Origin of the sequence: Candidatus Frankia alpina (genome assembly GCF_902806485.1) — a bacterium.
GTDB classification, from domain to species: domain Bacteria; phylum Actinomycetota; class Actinomycetes; order Frankiales; family Frankiaceae; genus Frankia; species Frankia alpina.
The window spans coordinates 1-14,076 of the sequence record NZ_CADCWT010000124.1 but is presented as its reverse complement, the minus strand read 5'-3'; the positions used below and the strand labels follow the sequence as shown (position 1 = coordinate 14,076).

The window sequence follows — 14,076 nt, the reverse complement described above, 5'->3', positions numbered from 1 at the left end:
TCACAAATCGTTGCCGGGAATGGCTCAGTTGATTCCCGGCACGAAGGTCCTGCTGAAGAAGAACCCGAACTACTGGGACGCCAAGAACATTCACATCGACAACGTCGAGCTGGTTTCGGCGCCCGACAAGGCGACGGTCGTCTCCGGTCTGCAGACCGGCGTCTACAACTTCGCCGATCTCGCCCCGAGCCAGGCGAAGGCGGCCAAGGCGGCCGGTCTCGACGTCTTCGTGCAGCCGGGATTCAACGCCTCGAACATCAGCCTGAACATCAACAAGGCGCCGTTCAACAACCCCAAGGTGGTCGACGCCGTCCGCTACGCCACCAACCAGCAGGAGTTCGTCGACAAGCTCACCTTCGGGTACGGGAAGGCGACCAACCAGCCATTCCCCCCCGGCTATGTTGCCTACGACCCGCAGTCGGCGAAACTCTTCGCGTATGACCCAGCGAAGGCCAAGCAGCTGCTCGAGCAGGCCGGCTACAAGCCGGGCCAGATCAAGCTGGACCTGGTCATCATGGCGGAGGACCCGGCGGCGGAGATCGTGCAGTCGCAGCTGGCGGCGGTCGGGATCACCGTCACCATCAAGATCAACAAGAACTGGGCGACGCCGTTCTTCGCCAAGGATCTGACGCTCTCGCTGTACGGCACGACCGGGCGTGACTCGGCCGCTCAGACGCTCACGGCGCACTTCGGGCCGAACGGTCCGCTGAACCTCAGCTCCCCGTATGAGCCGGACGGTTTCGAGGACGCGATCGCCAAGGTTCGCCAGACGCCGCTGGACGCGCCGGACTACCCGCAGGTCCTGCAGGCGGCCACTCGCGTGGGCCTGCAGAGCAAGGCGCTCGTCTTCACCTACTCCAGCCCGAACCTGTTCGCCAAGAACAAGGCGATCTCCGCCCTACCGGCCAACCCCGCCCACATCGACTGGACCGGCGTGACCATCGGCGGCTGACCCGGCCGACCCGACTGCACTTGCGCCAACCCACCTCCACACGACCTGAAGAGAGGGGGCAACCCATGGCGGTGAGCACGGCTGACCATGCGGTCGTTGCCGACCCGGGCGTAGCGCTCGCCGCCGCCAAGGCACGGCGGGCCGCCGGCCGCGCCCTGGTCATTCTCGCCCGCTCGTTCGCGATCTTCGCCCCGGTCTTCCTGGTGGCGACCTTCCTGACCTTCGCCCTGCGGGCAGCCAGCGGCCTGAGCCCCGCGACCCTGCAGCTGGGGGAGAGCGCCACCCCGGACGCGGTCGCCCGCATCGAGCAGCAGTGGGGCCTGGACCGCCCGTTCCTCGCCCAGTACTGGAGCTGGTTCACCGACATCCTGCACGGCCAGCTCGGCAGGAGCTGGACCAACGGGGCTCCCATCGCCGAGCTGATCAACAACGGCCTGGCGATCAGCCTGTCAGTGGTGGCGCTGGCCCTGGTCATCGGTGTGGTCCTCGGCTTCGGGCTCGGCACCCTGGCGGCGGTGCGCCGCACCACCTGGATCGACCGGGCGATCACGGGCTTCATGACGGTCTTCTCGGTGATGCCGCCCTTCGTGGTCGGCATCGTCCTGGTGACCGTCTTCGCCGTCGGGCTCGGCTGGCTGCCGGCCGCGGGCTACGTGCCGACGAGCGCGGGGACGTGGCCGTGGTTCACCCACATCCTGCTGCTAGCGCTGGCACTCAGTCTCGACCCGATGGCCGACGTCGCCCGCCAGCTGCGCTCCGGCCTCATCGCCGCCTACCAGGAGAACTACGTGACCGGGGCGATCGCGCGCGGGCTCAGCCCGCGGCGGATCTTCCTCCGGCACGTGCTGCGCAACGGCGTGGGACCGGCCCTGAGCGTGCTCGGTTGGCGGTTCCCCACCCTCATCGGCGGCTCGGTGGTCACCGAATGGATCTTTGGACTGCAGGGTTTCGGCCGGTTCGCCAACGACGCCGCGCAGGCCGGCGACGTGCCGGAGGTCCAAGGCGTGCTCGTCGTCTCGATCGTGCTGGTCGTCACCTTCAACCTGATCGTCAACGTCGTCCTGGGCCGGGTCACCCCGGCCTCGCAGCGGGGGGTGTGACATGGTCCGTCGCGTCCTGACACTGCCGACCGGCCGGCTCGCCGTCGGCATCCTGTCCGTGATCGTCCTGCTGGCGATCCTCGGTCCGACCCTGGCTCCCCACGACCCGCTGGGGACGAGTGCGCTGACCCTGGCCGGCCCCGCCTGGGAGCACTGGCTCGGGACGGACTACCTCGGCCGGGACGTCTTCAGCCGGCTGCTCGCCGGGTCGCGTACCAGCGTGCTCGGTTCGGTCGAGGTCGCGCTGATAGCGCTGGCCGTCGGCGTCGTCCCGGGCATCCTGTCGGTGTACCTCGGCCGGGTGTTCGAGTGGTTCACCCGGCGGATCGCCGACACGCTCATCGCGCTGCCGTTCCTCATCTACGCCGTGGCCGTCACCGCGCTGCTCGGCAACGGGATCCCGCAGGCGATGTTCACCGTCGGCGTGCTCGTCTCGCCGCTGTTCTACCGGGTCGCGCGGGCGGCGACGCTGGCGGTCGCCCGGTCGCAGTACGTCGAGGCGGCGCTGATCTCCGGGGCGTCCGTCGGCCGGATCGCGCGGCGGCACGTGTGGGGAAAGGTGCTGCCGCCCGTCGCGGTGGCGCTGGCCCAGACCATCGGCATCGGCTTCGTCGTCGTCTCCAGCCTGAGCTTCCTCGGCATCGGCGTGCAGCCGCCGGCACCGACTGGGGCGGTCTGCTCGCCTCCGACCTCGGCTACCTGTCCTACCAGCCGTGGGCTCCGATCCTTCCCGCGGTTCTGATCATGGTGACGGTGTGGGGCAGCAACCTGCTGGCCGACGCGATCCGCGACGTGTCCGGCGAGGCGGGGCGCGCGCTGCTGAACAGCCGCCGGGCCCGCGTCCGTCGCCCCGCCCAGCCCGAACCAATTCCCGCCGGAGGTGCCGCCCGATGACGACAACCCGTCCCGATGGCACGGTCACCGTCACGGTGCCCGTGGCGCGTCCCGCGGCCCCTCCCGCCGCGCCCTCGGCCCCCGCGCCCTCGGCCAGGGCGGACTCGCCGGCCGCACCGGCCGTCGTGCTGGCGGTCTGCGACGTGCGGATCCGCGACGAGGTCAACGACCGCGAGATCGTACGCGGCGTCTCGTTCGACCTGCGGCCCGGCCAGGCGGTCGGCATCGTGGGGGAGTCCGGCAGCGGCAAGACGCTGACCTGCCGCGCGATCCTCGGCATCCTGCCCGAGCACTTCGCCGTGTCCGACGGGTCGATCGAGATCGCGGGGCGCGACATCGCCGGGCTGACGACCCCGCAGTGGACCGATCTGCGCGGGTCGACGATCAGCGCGGTGTTCCAGGACCCCGCGTCCTACCTCAACCCGTCCATCAAGGTGGGGGCGCAGATCACCGAGGTCATCCAGGTCAAGTCCGGGCTGCGGCGGCGGGCGGCACGGCGGCGCGCGCTCGAGCTGCTGACCGCGGTGCACCTGCGCGAGCCCGAGCTCGTCTACGACCAGTACCCCCACGAACTGTCCGGCGGGATGCTGCAGCGCATCCTCATCGCCACCGCGATCGCCGCCGGCCCCCAGGTGCTCATCGCCGACGAGGCGACCACCGCGCTGGACGTGACGGTGCAGGCCGAGATCCTCGACCTGCTCGCCGACCTGCGGGAGCGCACCGGGCTCGCCCTCGTCGTCGTGTCCCATGACCTCGCCGTCGTCGCGCAGGTCTGCGACGAGGTCCTGGTGATGCGCGAGGGCGAGGTCGTCGAGCGCGGCGCCACCGCGGACGTGCTCTACCACCCGCGCCACGAGTACACCCAGCTACTGATCGCCGAACACGAGCAGTACGGCCTGGATCGCTACCTGGACGCCCCGAATGACCCGAATGACCCGGGCCCCGCCGAGCAGCGCAAGGAGCTCGACGGTGTCCACTGACGGTCGTCCGGTCCTGCAGGTCGATGACCTCGAGATCCACTACGGGCTGCGCCGCCGGCGGCGGCGGGTGCTGCACGGCGTCTCGCTGTCGGTGACCCGCGGCGAGACCGTCGGCGTGATCGGCGAAACCGGCTCGGGCAAGTCGACCTTCGCCCGCGCGGTGCTCGGCCTGGTGCGGGCCTCCGGCGGCCGGATCCTCCTCGACGGCGAGGACGTGTCCCGCTATTCCCCGCGGCAGTGGCGCGCGTTGCGGCGCCGCGGCGTCGTCCAGTACGTGTTCCAGGATCCGCTGCGCAGCCTCGACCCCGACCTCACCGTCGAGGAATCCCTCATCGAGCCGTTGCTCGTCCAGGGTGTGGCCCGCAAGGAGGCGATCGAGCGCGGTCGCAACTATCTCGCGCGCGTCCGGCTCGACCCGGAGCTGTTCGACCGGCTGCCCGGGGAGCTCTCCGGCGGCCAGCGCCAGCGCATCGCGGTGGCGCGAGCCCTGGTCACCGAGCCCGCTCTGATCATCCTGGACGAGCCGGTGAGCGCCCTGGGCTCCGCCAACCGTGTCGGAATCCTGGAGATCCTCAAGGAGCTGCGCGACACCGGCGTCGCGCTGATCTTCATCTCGCACGACCTCGGCTCCGTCGCCGGCGTCGCCGACCGCATCGCGGTGCTCTACCAGGGCGAGTTCGTCGAGGTGGGGGCCGCTCGCGAGGTCATCAACAACCCCCGCCACCCCTACGCCCGGCTGCTCGTCGGTTCGGCGCCGACGCTGCGCTCCGCCTCCGCCGACCGGGCCCAGCGCGAGGCGCTGCGCGCCCTGCTGCACGCCTGACCCCCGATCCGGCCAGGACCCCATCCTTCGGAAGGGAACCCGACGACATGGGGCCCGCAAGCTCCACCTCGCCCTGAGCGCCTACGGTGTCGGTGGCCCCGGCCAGCACGGCCTGTGGAAGGACCCGCGCGTCCCGAACAACGCCAGCGTCGACATCAACTACTACATCCGCCAGGCGCGGACCGCCGAGCAGGCGCTGTTCGACGCCTACTTCATCGTCGACAGCCAGTTCATCAAGGCCGACTACCCGGCGCACTACCTCAGCCGGCTCGAACCGTTGACGCTGCTGTCGACGGTCGTGACCCACACCCGCAACATCGGCCTGATCGGCACGGCGAGCTCGACGTACAACTCGCCGTTCAACCTCGCCCGCCGGTTCGCGTCCCTCGATCACATCAGCGGCGGGCGCGCCGGCTGGAACGTCGTCACCAGCTTCGACACCGGCACCTCGCGCAACTACGGGCTGGACGAGCACCTCGACTACGCCACCCGCTACGGTCGCGCGCTCGAAGCGGTCGAGGTCGTGCGCGGGCTGTGGGACTCCTACGAGCCCGACGCCTTTCCCGCCGACGTCGAACGCAACCTCTTCGTCGACCCGACGAAGCTGCACGCCCTCGACCATGTCGGCGAGCACTTCAAGGTCGCCGGGCCGCTCAACCTCTCCCGCTCGCCGTAGGGCCAGCCGGTGATCTTCCAGGCCGGCGTCTCCGAGGAGGGTCGCACCCTGGCGGCCCACGTCGCCGAGGGCATCTATGCCCCCGGCGGGTCGCTGGCGGAGTCCCAGGCCTACTACGGCGACATCAAGCGGCGGGCAGCCGCGCTCGGGCGCGATCCCCGACATGTCGTGATCTTCGTCGGTGCCAGTCCCATCGTCGCCGCCACCGACGCTGACGCGCACCGGCTCTCCCGCGACATCTTCGAGGCCGACAACGACTTCGACCGCAAGCTTGGCTTCCTCGGCCGCAGCTTCGGTGCCTACGACTTCAGCCGGCACGATCTCGACGCACCGTTCCCCGACCTCGCGCACCTGGCCGAGAAGGGCGGGCGCACCCGTGGCCTGGAGATCATCCGGCATGCCCGCGAGGAGGGCCTCAGCCTGCGGCAGGTCGTCGAGACGGTGACCGAGTATGCGCCGTCGCCGTTCACCGGCGCCCCGGACACCGTCGTCGACGCGATCGTGGTTCACCACCGGCGCAGCCGACGGGCTGAACCTCCGCTTCCGCACCCACGACGACCTCGAACGCTTCGTCGCCGACGTCGTCCCGTCGCTGCAGAAACGCGGCCTGTTCCGCACCGAGTACGCCGGCGACACGCTGCGCGCCAACCTCGGCCTGCCGATCCCCGCCAACCGCCACTCGCGCGAGCGCGAGACTGCGGCCGCCGCCGCACAAGCCTGAGGAGCCCCAGAGTGACCGCACATTCGGTGGACCAGGCCGGCGCGGGCCAGGCGTACTCGGCCACGGGTGGGCGCGACGTCCACACCGTGCGCTTCCCCACCGCCACGCCGCCGGCCGAGGTCGACGTGCTGATCGTCGGCGCCGGTCCGGTGGGCCTGTCGGCGGCCGTCGAGCTCACCGCCCGGGGGGTGCGGGTCGCCGTCGTCGACCGCGCCCGCGCTGCGACGCTGGTCCGGGCCGGCGCGATGGGCCACAGCCCGCGCACGGTGGAACACTTCCGCCGCTGGGGGCTGCTGCAGCGCATCCGCGACGAGTGGACCTTCCCGCCGGAGTGGAACCAGGGCATCCGCCTGGTCACCTCGCTCGTCGGCCACGAGCTCCTCGCCCCCCGCCGCCCGTCCTTCGCGGGCTCGTCCGGCGGTGGCCATTCCGCGGCGGAGGCGCTGCGCCGTCCCCAGAGCGCGCTGCAGCGGGTCTTCCTCGGCCACCTCGACCGGCGCGGTGTCGCGGTGGCGGGCGGTTGGCGGCTGGTGGAGCTGCGGGAAAGCGTCGACCGCATCGAGGCCGACGTGCTCCAGGAGGACGGCGAGCCCGGCGCGCGGCGCACCATCCGGGCCCGCTACCTGATCGGCGCGGACGGCGGCAGCAGCACCGTGCGCCGGCTCGCCGGCATCGAACGCGACGGCGAGCATGCCACCGAGAAGCGGCTGCGGCTCATCGTGCGCACCCAGGACATCTCCGACCGCGTCGGCCTGGCGCCCAGCGGCACCAACATCGTGTTCAACCAGAAGGCTGCCGGCTTCCTCGCCGCGGTGAGCACCCGCGAGTGGCGCGTGTACGCCGGGCCATATCCGCTCGACCACACCCCCACCGAGGAGGAGCTGCTCGACGCCGCCAGGGCGGCGTTCGGGTTCGAGCTCGACCTGGAACTGGTCTCGGCGACGACCTTCTACGACGCGACCCGGATCGCGCAGACGTTCCGCCGCGGGCGGGTGCTGCTCGCCGGCGACGCCGCGCACGTGCGCACCCCCGGCGGCAACCTCGGCGAGGGTTTCGGTGACGTGGTCAACCTCGGCTGGAAGCTTGCGGCCGTGCTGGTCGGCCAGGCCCCCGAGGAGCTGCTGGACTCCTACGACCAGGAGCGGCGCCGGCACAACTGGCGCATCGCCGACCACGCGCTGGAGCGTTCGCGGCGCTCTCACGCGCTGCTGGCGCAGCTGCGCCGGCTCGGCATCCCCGACGACGCCGACCTGAGCCCGCAGGCCGAGAGCCGGCGCGCCGAGATCCGCGCCCGCCTCAGCCAGGGCCGCCTCGACGCGCCCGGCGTGACCTTCGACGAGCGCTACGACGCGTCGTCAACGGTCTGGTACGAGGACGGCCAGCTCGACGCGGAACCGCCGTGGCGCGCGGACGTCTACCAGGACGACCCCCGGCCGGGGCATCGCGCGCCGGACGGCTTCGTCGACCCCTACGGCGGCACCCTCTACGACCGCATCGGCCACGGGTTCGCGCTGCTCGTGCTGTCCGCGGACCGGGAGGTGGAGCGGGCCTTCGCCGCCGAGGCACTCGCGCGATCGCTGCCGTTCACGGTCGTCCACCTCACCGACCCGACGGTGCGCGCGCTGTACGGCGCCGACAACGTGCTGGTCCGCCCCGACCAGCATGTGGCCTGGCGCGGCGCCGAGCTTCCCGCCGCCGGCGGCGTCCTCGACCTCCTCCTCGGCGCCGGCCAGCTGATCGCCAGCGTCCCCGGCCAGGTCCTCCCGGTGGACGGGGATCTCGCGGCGGACCAGGGCTCCGGTGCCGAGCCGGTCGCCGTCCCGGTCGGCACCGTCCCAGCCAGCGCCGACCTGGCCGGCGCGAGTGTGTCCGCCCGATCGTGAAAGGTGTCAGCAGATGACTGATGGATCCGCCACCGAGGGGTCCGCCTCGCCGCGCTTCCGGCTTGGCTTCCTCACGCACGTCCAGGGCCGGGGTGACCAGGTGTCGACCTACGGCTACGTGCAGGAGCTGTTCGTCGTCGCCGACGAGCTCGGCTTCGACGTCGGCTGGGTGGCCCAGCACCACGTGTCCCTGGGCGGCGGCGGGCTGCCCTCGCCCTGGACGTTCCTCGCCTACGCCGCCGCCCGCACCCGGCGCATCCGGCTCGCCACCGCGATCACCATCCTGCCGTTGGAGGACCCCGTCCGGTTGGCCGAGGACGTGTCGGTCGTCGACACGCTCAGCGGCGGCCGGGTAGAGATCGGCGTCGGTAGCGGCGGCAGCGTGCTGGAGTACGCCGCCTTCGGCCGCGATGTCAGCCGCCGCCGCGAGCTGACCAGCGAGGGCCTGGCGGTGCTGCGCAAGGCGCTCGCGAACGGGGAGGTCGGTGCCCCCGGCTTCACCATCCAGCCGCCGGCACGGGACTTCACCGACCGGATCTGGCAGGGCGTCTTCAGCGGCCCGGGCGCCGAGTATGCGGCGGCCTCGGGGTCGAACCTCCTGCTCAACCGCGCCACCTACGGCTACGACGAGCCCACCGACGCCGTGCAGCGCCCCTGGGCCGAGCCTACCTTGCCGCGTGGAACCGGCCGCGCCCACCGCGCATCGGGCTGTCGCGATTCATCTTCCCCGCCGCCGACCGGTGGACCGCGCTCGCCCAGATCGGGCCGGGTGTGCTCGCGGCCGCGCAGCGGTTCTCCGACCACGACCTCTTCCCGACGGGACACAGCGCCTTCCCGAAGGGAATCGACACCGACGAGGCGCTCCGCCGATTCCACTCCTTCTACGGCCACCCGGACGAGATCATCGCGCAGTTGCGGCAGGAGCAGGTACTGCCGGTCGCCACGGACCTGATCGCCCAGTTCAACCCGGTGGTTGTCGAGCGCGACGTGGCGATCCGGGCCCTCGAGCTCATCGCCACCGAGATCGCGCCCGCCCTGGGCTGGAAACCCGCGTCCCCCGCCGAACCCGCACTGGCCGGAGTATGACCCGTACGCGTTGTGATCCCGTAAGCGTTGTGATCATGGATGCCCCGCCGCCGGAATGTAGCTGGGGTCGGGCTCGACGAGTGAGTCCGACCGAGTGTGGGCCGATTGCGGTGCGATCTGCACGGTCTGAGCCCTGCGATCGTGCGCATCGCACCGCAATCCTTCTGAGGCGCCCCGGTGGAGGTCGAACAGTGGACGAGGTAACGCGTCATGGCGGTCTCCTGGCCTGGTGAGGTTCCGGCGGGTGAGGGCGCGGTGGCGGCAGGCCGAGGCGAGGTCGGCGACGGCCGCGCGCGTGGCGGCCACCGACAGGTTCTGATCGCGGCGCAGGACGAGCCAGAGCTCGACGCCGCAGACGGCGGCGAGGCGGCTGGCGAGGTCGTCCCGGGCGGCGGGGGGAAGGGGATCGAGGTCGGCGGCGAACACCGCCTCGATCCACTCTCGGTGGGCCCGCCGGCCGGCGTCGGCGCTTTCCTTCAGCGCCGGGGAGGCGTCCTGCTGGTGCATGGTGCGCTCCGTGATTCGTCCCCACTGCTCGTAGTGCTGGGCCAGCCGGTCGGTCACCGCGGTCAGGTCGTCGCCGATCGGGCGGGCGTCGTCCGGGGCGCCGCGGGTGGCGGAGATCTGCGGCACGATCCAGTCGTTGACGGCCCGTACGAGGCCGTCCTTGGTCCCGATGCGGCGGATGACGGTCTGCAGGCCGACGCCGGCCAGCTCGGCGACCGCCGGCAGGGTGACGTGTTCGAACGAACGCTCGACCAAGAGCTCGGCGGCCGCGCGCAGGATCCGCTCGGTGTTCGCGCCGGTGGTCTCGGCCCGGCGGCCCTGGCGGTACGTCCGCGTCGGCTCCATATTCACGGTATTGACCATACCGCCGAATTTCCGCCCATGGGTGTCGTGTGCACGTCAGAGGTGGTGTGACGGAAGTGGCGGTGCGCGGAAGGTTCCCGGTTGTGTGCGTGCCCACTACGAGTCGCGTCACATCTACCGTTGACGTGAGATGGAGGCGCTAGCCTTCCTGTCGTGACGACTTCCGACACCACCGCCGGCACCGCGCCGCCCGGGGCCGATGACGTCCCGACCGTGTCCGGTTCGGACAACTACAAGTGGATCGCCCTGTCGAACACGACCATCGGCATCCTGATGGCGACGATCAACAGCTCGATCCTGATCATCGCGCTCCCGGACATCTTCCGGGGCATCAAGGTCGACCCGCTCGCCTCGGGGAACACCTCGTACTTCCTATGGACCCTGATGGGATTCATGCTGGTCACGTCGGTGCTCGTGGTGAGCCTCGGCCGGGTCGGCGACATGTTCGGCCGGGTGCGGATGTACAACCTCGGCTTCGCGATCTTCACCCTGTTCTCGATCCTGCTGGCCGTCACCTGGATGCACGGCACGACCGCCGCATTGTGGATCATCCTCATGCGGGTCGGGCAGGGCATCGGCGACGTGTTCCTGTGCGCTAACTCGAGTGCGATCATCGCCGACGCGTTCCCGGAGAACGAGCGTGGACTGGCCCTGGGCATCAACGGCGTCGCGGCCATCGCCGGGTCGTTCCTCGGTCTGCTGGTGGGTGGCCTGCTCGCCCCGGTCGAGTGGCACCTGGTGTTCCTGGTGTCGGTGCCGTTCGGGATCTTCGGGACGGTCTGGGCGTACCTGAAGCTGCGCGACAACGGCGTGCGCACCCAGGCCCGGATCGACTGGGCCGGCAACATCACCTTCGCCATCGGCCTCATCGCGATCCTGACCGGCATCATCTACGGCCTGCAGCCCTACGGCGGCCACACGATGGGCTGGACCAAGCCGTTCGTGCTGATCTGCCTGTTCGGCGGCCTTGCCGTGCTGATCGGGTTCGTCGTGATCGAGGTGCACTCGGCGGACCCGATGTTCAAGCTGGAACTGTTCAGCAACCGGGCCTTCACCATGGGCAGCCTGTCCGCGCTGCTCGCCGCGCTCGCCCGCGGCGGTCTCCAGTTCATGATCATTATCTGGCTGCAGGGGATCTGGCTGCCGCTGCACGGCTACAGCTTCGAGCGGACACCGCTGTGGGCCGGCATCTACATGATCCCGCTCACCGTCGGCTTCCTGCTTCCCGGACCGGTGGCCGGCCGGCTCGCCGATCGCTACGGCGCGCGCCCGTTCGCCACCATCGGACTGGTCGTCACGGCCATCTCGTTCCTGCTGTTCAACGTGATCCCGATCGACTTCAACTACGTGGCGTTCGCGGCCATCCTGCTGCTGATGGGCCTGTCCATGGGCCTGTTCGCCGCGCCGAACACCACCGCCGTGATGAACACCCTGCCGCCGAACCAGCGCGGCGCCGGCGCCGGGATGCTCAACACATTCCAGAACTCGGCGAGCGTGCTGTCCATCGGCGTGTTCTTCACCGTCATCGTGCTGGGCCTCGCCTCCAGCCTGCCCGACGCGATGTTCTCCGGCCTCACCGCCCAGGGCGTCAACCCGGCGAAGGCCCACGAGCTGGCGAACCTGCCGCCGATCGGCAGCCTGTTCTCCGCGTTCCTCGGCATCAACCCGACCGAGCAGCTCCTCGGCTCGGACACGCTGAATTCCCTGCAACCGGGCCAGGCCACCTTCCTCACCGGGCACACGTTCTTCCCGAACCTCATCTCCGGTCCGTTCGGCGACGGCCTGCACCTCGCCTTCTACTTCGCCGCCATCGCCTGCGCGCTCGGCGCAGTGCTGTCCTGGCTGCGCGGCAAGGACGACCCGCATGTGCGCCACTCGCTGCGTGAGGAGGTCGCCGAGGGCCTGGCCGGCGCCGGCGACATCGCGGCGATGGAGGACGGCGCGGGCAGCACCCTGGCCGCTGAACGATAGGCCCGCTGAAGGATAGGGCCACCGAACGATAGGCCCGCCGAACGGTACGCTCGGCGAGCGACGGCCCCCGACAGCGTCTCCCGGCTATAGCCCCTGACCGGGAACAACCAGCCTTCGAGAGGTCCTGAAACCCGATGGGCGACACCGGCGATGACGAGGAAACGCCGGCCGGCCGGGCCGAACGGCCCGGTCGGGCCCTGGCGTCCGACAGCGCTGCGCCGACCGGTGGGAACGTGAGAAACAATCGTAGGATGCGTGACGAGGACGGGACGCAGAAGACGGAGCGCGAGCTGTGCGGCATCGGCCAGGCCGCGCAGAAGCTCGGAGTCTCGGTACGCTCCCTGCGGTACTACCAGGAAGTGGGGCTGATCACCCCGTCCGGGAGGACCTCCGGCGGCAACCGGCTCTACGCCGGCTCCGATCTCGCCCGGGTACGCCGGATCCGGGAGCTGCAGACCCTGCTCGGTTTCAACCTGGACGAGATCCGCACCATTCTTGTCTACGAGGACCGGCTCGCCCAGGTCCGGGTGGAGTTCCATGTCGCCTCCGACGACGGTGACCGGCTGCGGCTGCTGTCCGAGGGTGAGACCGCGTACCTCAAGCTCCGCACCGAGATCGACGAGAAGATCAGCCGGCTGGCGGCCTTCCGCGACGAGATCGACGAGCGGCTCGAACGGATGAACCGGTTCCGCGACGGCGCCGTCGCCCGATCATCCTGACCCGGCGGTCAGGCCGGCGGTCCGCGGCGCAGCCGGCTGGCGGGGCGGGGCAGCTCGGCGACCAGCAGGGCGACGTCGTCGTTCAACGTCGACCGGGTCCAGGCCCGCAGCCGGTCGACCAGGTCGGCGACGGCCTCTTCCGGTGTGCCGCGGGACAGGGCCGCCTGCGCCGCGGGCAGCAGCGGGAAGAACCGGCCGGTCGTCGGGTCGCGGGCCTCGGTGATGCCGTCGGTGTAGAGCAGCAGGCGGTCACCGGGCCGCAGCGCGACCTCGACGGTGTTGCCGACCGTGTCCTTGGTGTCGGCGAGCAGGCCCAGCGGCGGCAGACGGGTCGCGACGCCGAGCAGGCTCGCCTGACCCCCGCGGACCAGCACCGGATCAGGGTGGCCCGCGTTGGCCAGCCACAGCCGCCGGCCGTCGACCTGCCCGACCACCGCGGTGACGAAGTCGTCGAGCCCGCAGATCTCGGCGACCTCCGCGTCGAGGCCCGCCAGCACCGTGGGCAGGTCCTCCGCCTGCCGCCCGATGAAGCGGAAGCAGCCGAGCACCCGGCTGGCGATGCGCACCGCGTCGAGGCCCTTGCCGCGCACATCGCCGACGAGCAGGCGGGTGCCCCACGCGGTGTCGATGACCTCGTACAGATCCCCGCCGATCCTCGCCTCGGCCGCGGCGCTCTCGTAGCGCACCGCGAAGTGCAGGCCCCCGGACGAGCTCGGCACCGCGGCGAGGATCGACTGCTGGGCCACCTCCGCCACCCGGGTGACGTTCTGCAGCTTCGTCTCCCGCCGGGTGTTGTACCGGCTGACCAGCACCGCGAGCACGCCGCCGACGGCGACCCCGCCGAGGCGCACCGCCTGGGCGGTCGGGCCGCCATCGCTCTGACCGAACAGATGATCGTAGAGACCGAGCATGACTCCCACGCCGACCGCCAGCACCCCGTACAGCGCGGTCAGCCGGGGGCCGCCGAACGTGGCGGCGAGCATCGGGCTGAGCACCGCCAGCTCCAGGACGGTCCACTCCCGGTTGCTCAGCTCCAACGCGGCAACCCCGGCCAACATCAGCAGCGGCAGCAACGCGGTGAACCAACGCCCCGGCCGGGAGAACAGCGCCGTCAACGCGGGGCACCGCCGGGCCCGGGGACGGGCCGCATCCGACCTGGGCCGGACCGGCCAGGGGGCCACTCGTCGCGGTCGTGCCTCATGCTGCCTCAAATATCCCCTCGCCGTGGGGCCGAAGCAGAATCCCAGCTCAGCCGGGGTGCACTCGGTGAGCGGGGGCGATCAGGGCTGGCCGGGGCGCAGTGCCACGAACAGTCCCTCGGCGTCGACGGTGAGGTCGCCCTCGGGGTCACGGATCGTTCCGACCACGAAGCGTTTGCGGCCTTCCACCCGGTCGACGTGG

The 14,076-nt window shown here is 71.0% G+C and carries 14 protein-coding genes; 12 read left to right on the top strand and 2 right to left on the bottom strand.

The window, feature by feature from the left end:
• From G6R25_RS14255 to G6R25_RS31555, 10 genes are all read left to right on the top strand, one after another.
• On the top strand, nt 1-952 hold a 952-nt coding region (locus G6R25_RS14255), incomplete at its 5' end, for an ABC transporter substrate-binding protein (RefSeq protein ID WP_235948427.1).
• Nucleotides 953-1,017: 65 nt separating this feature from the next.
• Nucleotides 1,018-2,052: an ABC transporter permease gene (locus tag G6R25_RS14250; protein ID WP_163553351.1), complete on the top strand. Its 1,035-nt coding sequence runs from the start codon at nt 1,018-1,020 to the stop codon at nt 2,050-2,052.
• 1 nt (nt 2,053) lies between these two features.
• Nucleotides 2,054-2,794 (top strand): ABC transporter permease, encoded by a 741-nt coding sequence (locus tag G6R25_RS14245; RefSeq protein WP_235948426.1) that lies wholly within the window; start codon nt 2,054-2,056, stop codon nt 2,792-2,794.
• A gap of 2 nt (nt 2,795-2,796) precedes the next feature.
• Nucleotides 2,797-2,946, top strand: coding sequence for a hypothetical protein (locus tag G6R25_RS31565; RefSeq protein WP_235948423.1), 150 nt, complete (start codon nt 2,797-2,799; stop codon nt 2,944-2,946).
• The gene (locus G6R25_RS14240) at nt 2,943-3,926 is read left to right on the top strand and encodes an ABC transporter ATP-binding protein (RefSeq protein WP_205447127.1); all 984 of its coding nucleotides are present in this window, start codon (nt 2,943-2,945) and stop codon (nt 3,924-3,926) included. The genes G6R25_RS31565 and G6R25_RS14240 overlap by 4 nt, the downstream gene beginning before the upstream one ends.
• On the top strand, nt 3,916-4,749 hold the full coding sequence (locus tag G6R25_RS14235; protein ID WP_205447120.1) for an ABC transporter ATP-binding protein: 834 nt from the start codon (nt 3,916-3,918) through the stop codon (nt 4,747-4,749). Before G6R25_RS14240 ends, G6R25_RS14235 begins: the two co-directional genes overlap by 11 nt.
• Nucleotides 4,750-4,771: 22 nt before the next feature.
• Entirely contained in the window at nt 4,772-5,425 is a 654-nt protein-coding gene (locus G6R25_RS31560) for an LLM class flavin-dependent oxidoreductase (RefSeq protein WP_473246900.1), read from the top strand.
• Between the two features lie 9 nt (nt 5,426-5,434).
• Entirely contained in the window at nt 5,435-8,029 is a 2,595-nt protein-coding gene (locus G6R25_RS14225) for an FAD-dependent oxidoreductase (protein WP_473246899.1), read from the top strand.
• 13 nt (nt 8,030-8,042) lie between these two features.
• Complete coding sequence (locus tag G6R25_RS14220) at nt 8,043-8,981, top strand: LLM class flavin-dependent oxidoreductase (protein ID WP_235948421.1); 939 nt, start codon at nt 8,043-8,045, stop codon at nt 8,979-8,981.
• Nucleotides 8,942-9,115, top strand: coding sequence for a hypothetical protein (locus tag G6R25_RS31555; protein WP_235948419.1), 174 nt, complete (start codon nt 8,942-8,944; stop codon nt 9,113-9,115). The genes G6R25_RS14220 and G6R25_RS31555 overlap by 40 nt, the downstream gene beginning before the upstream one ends.
• Before the next feature lie 33 nt (nt 9,116-9,148).
• On the opposite strand, the gene G6R25_RS14215 is transcribed toward G6R25_RS31555, so the two are convergent.
• Nucleotides 9,149-9,967 carry a TetR/AcrR family transcriptional regulator gene (locus G6R25_RS14215; protein WP_235948429.1) on the bottom strand — a complete coding sequence of 273 codons (819 nt, stop codon included), beginning with the start codon at nt 9,965-9,967 and terminating at the stop codon, nt 9,149-9,151.
• Between the two features lie 171 nt (nt 9,968-10,138).
• Between G6R25_RS14215 and G6R25_RS14210 the strand changes: the two genes are divergently transcribed.
• Both G6R25_RS14210 and G6R25_RS14205 read left to right on the top strand, forming a co-directional pair.
• Nucleotides 10,139-11,956 (top strand): MFS transporter, encoded by a 1,818-nt coding sequence (locus G6R25_RS14210; RefSeq protein ID WP_163553350.1) that lies wholly within the window; start codon nt 10,139-10,141, stop codon nt 11,954-11,956.
• Nucleotides 11,957-12,207: 251 nt separating this feature from the next.
• The gene (locus tag G6R25_RS14205; protein WP_235948417.1) at nt 12,208-12,675 is read left to right on the top strand and encodes a MerR family transcriptional regulator; all 468 of its coding nucleotides are present in this window, start codon (nt 12,208-12,210) and stop codon (nt 12,673-12,675) included.
• Nucleotides 12,676-12,683: 8 nt separating this feature from the next.
• Here G6R25_RS14205 and G6R25_RS14200 read toward each other — a convergent pair whose 3' ends face one another.
• Complete coding sequence (locus tag G6R25_RS14200; protein ID WP_235948415.1) at nt 12,684-13,790, bottom strand: PP2C family protein-serine/threonine phosphatase; 1,107 nt, start codon at nt 13,788-13,790, stop codon at nt 12,684-12,686.
• Nucleotides 13,791-14,076 lie beyond the last annotated feature (286 nt).

What these genes read in the sequence shown, in the direction of transcription:
- G6R25_RS14245 (WP_235948426.1), top strand. Translation starts at nt 2,054, where the DNA reads ATGGTCCGTCGCGTCCTGACACTGCCGACCGGCCGGCTCGCCGTCGGC.
- G6R25_RS14250 (WP_163553351.1), top strand. Translation starts at nt 1,018, where the DNA reads ATGGCGGTGAGCACGGCTGACCATGCGGTCGTTGCCGACCCGGGCGTA.
- G6R25_RS14205 (WP_235948417.1), top strand. Translation starts at nt 12,208, where the DNA reads ATGCGTGACGAGGACGGGACGCAGAAGACGGAGCGCGAGCTGTGCGGC.
- G6R25_RS14220 (WP_235948421.1), top strand. Translation starts at nt 8,043, where the DNA reads ATGACTGATGGATCCGCCACCGAGGGGTCCGCCTCGCCGCGCTTCCGG.
- G6R25_RS14240 (WP_205447127.1), top strand. Translation starts at nt 2,943, where the DNA reads ATGACGACAACCCGTCCCGATGGCACGGTCACCGTCACGGTGCCCGTG.
- G6R25_RS14215 (WP_235948429.1), bottom strand. Translation starts at nt 9,967, where the DNA reads ATGGAGCCGACGCGGACGTACCGCCAGGGCCGCCGGGCCGAGACCACC.
- G6R25_RS31565 (WP_235948423.1), top strand. Translation starts at nt 2,797, where the DNA reads ATGGTGACGGTGTGGGGCAGCAACCTGCTGGCCGACGCGATCCGCGAC.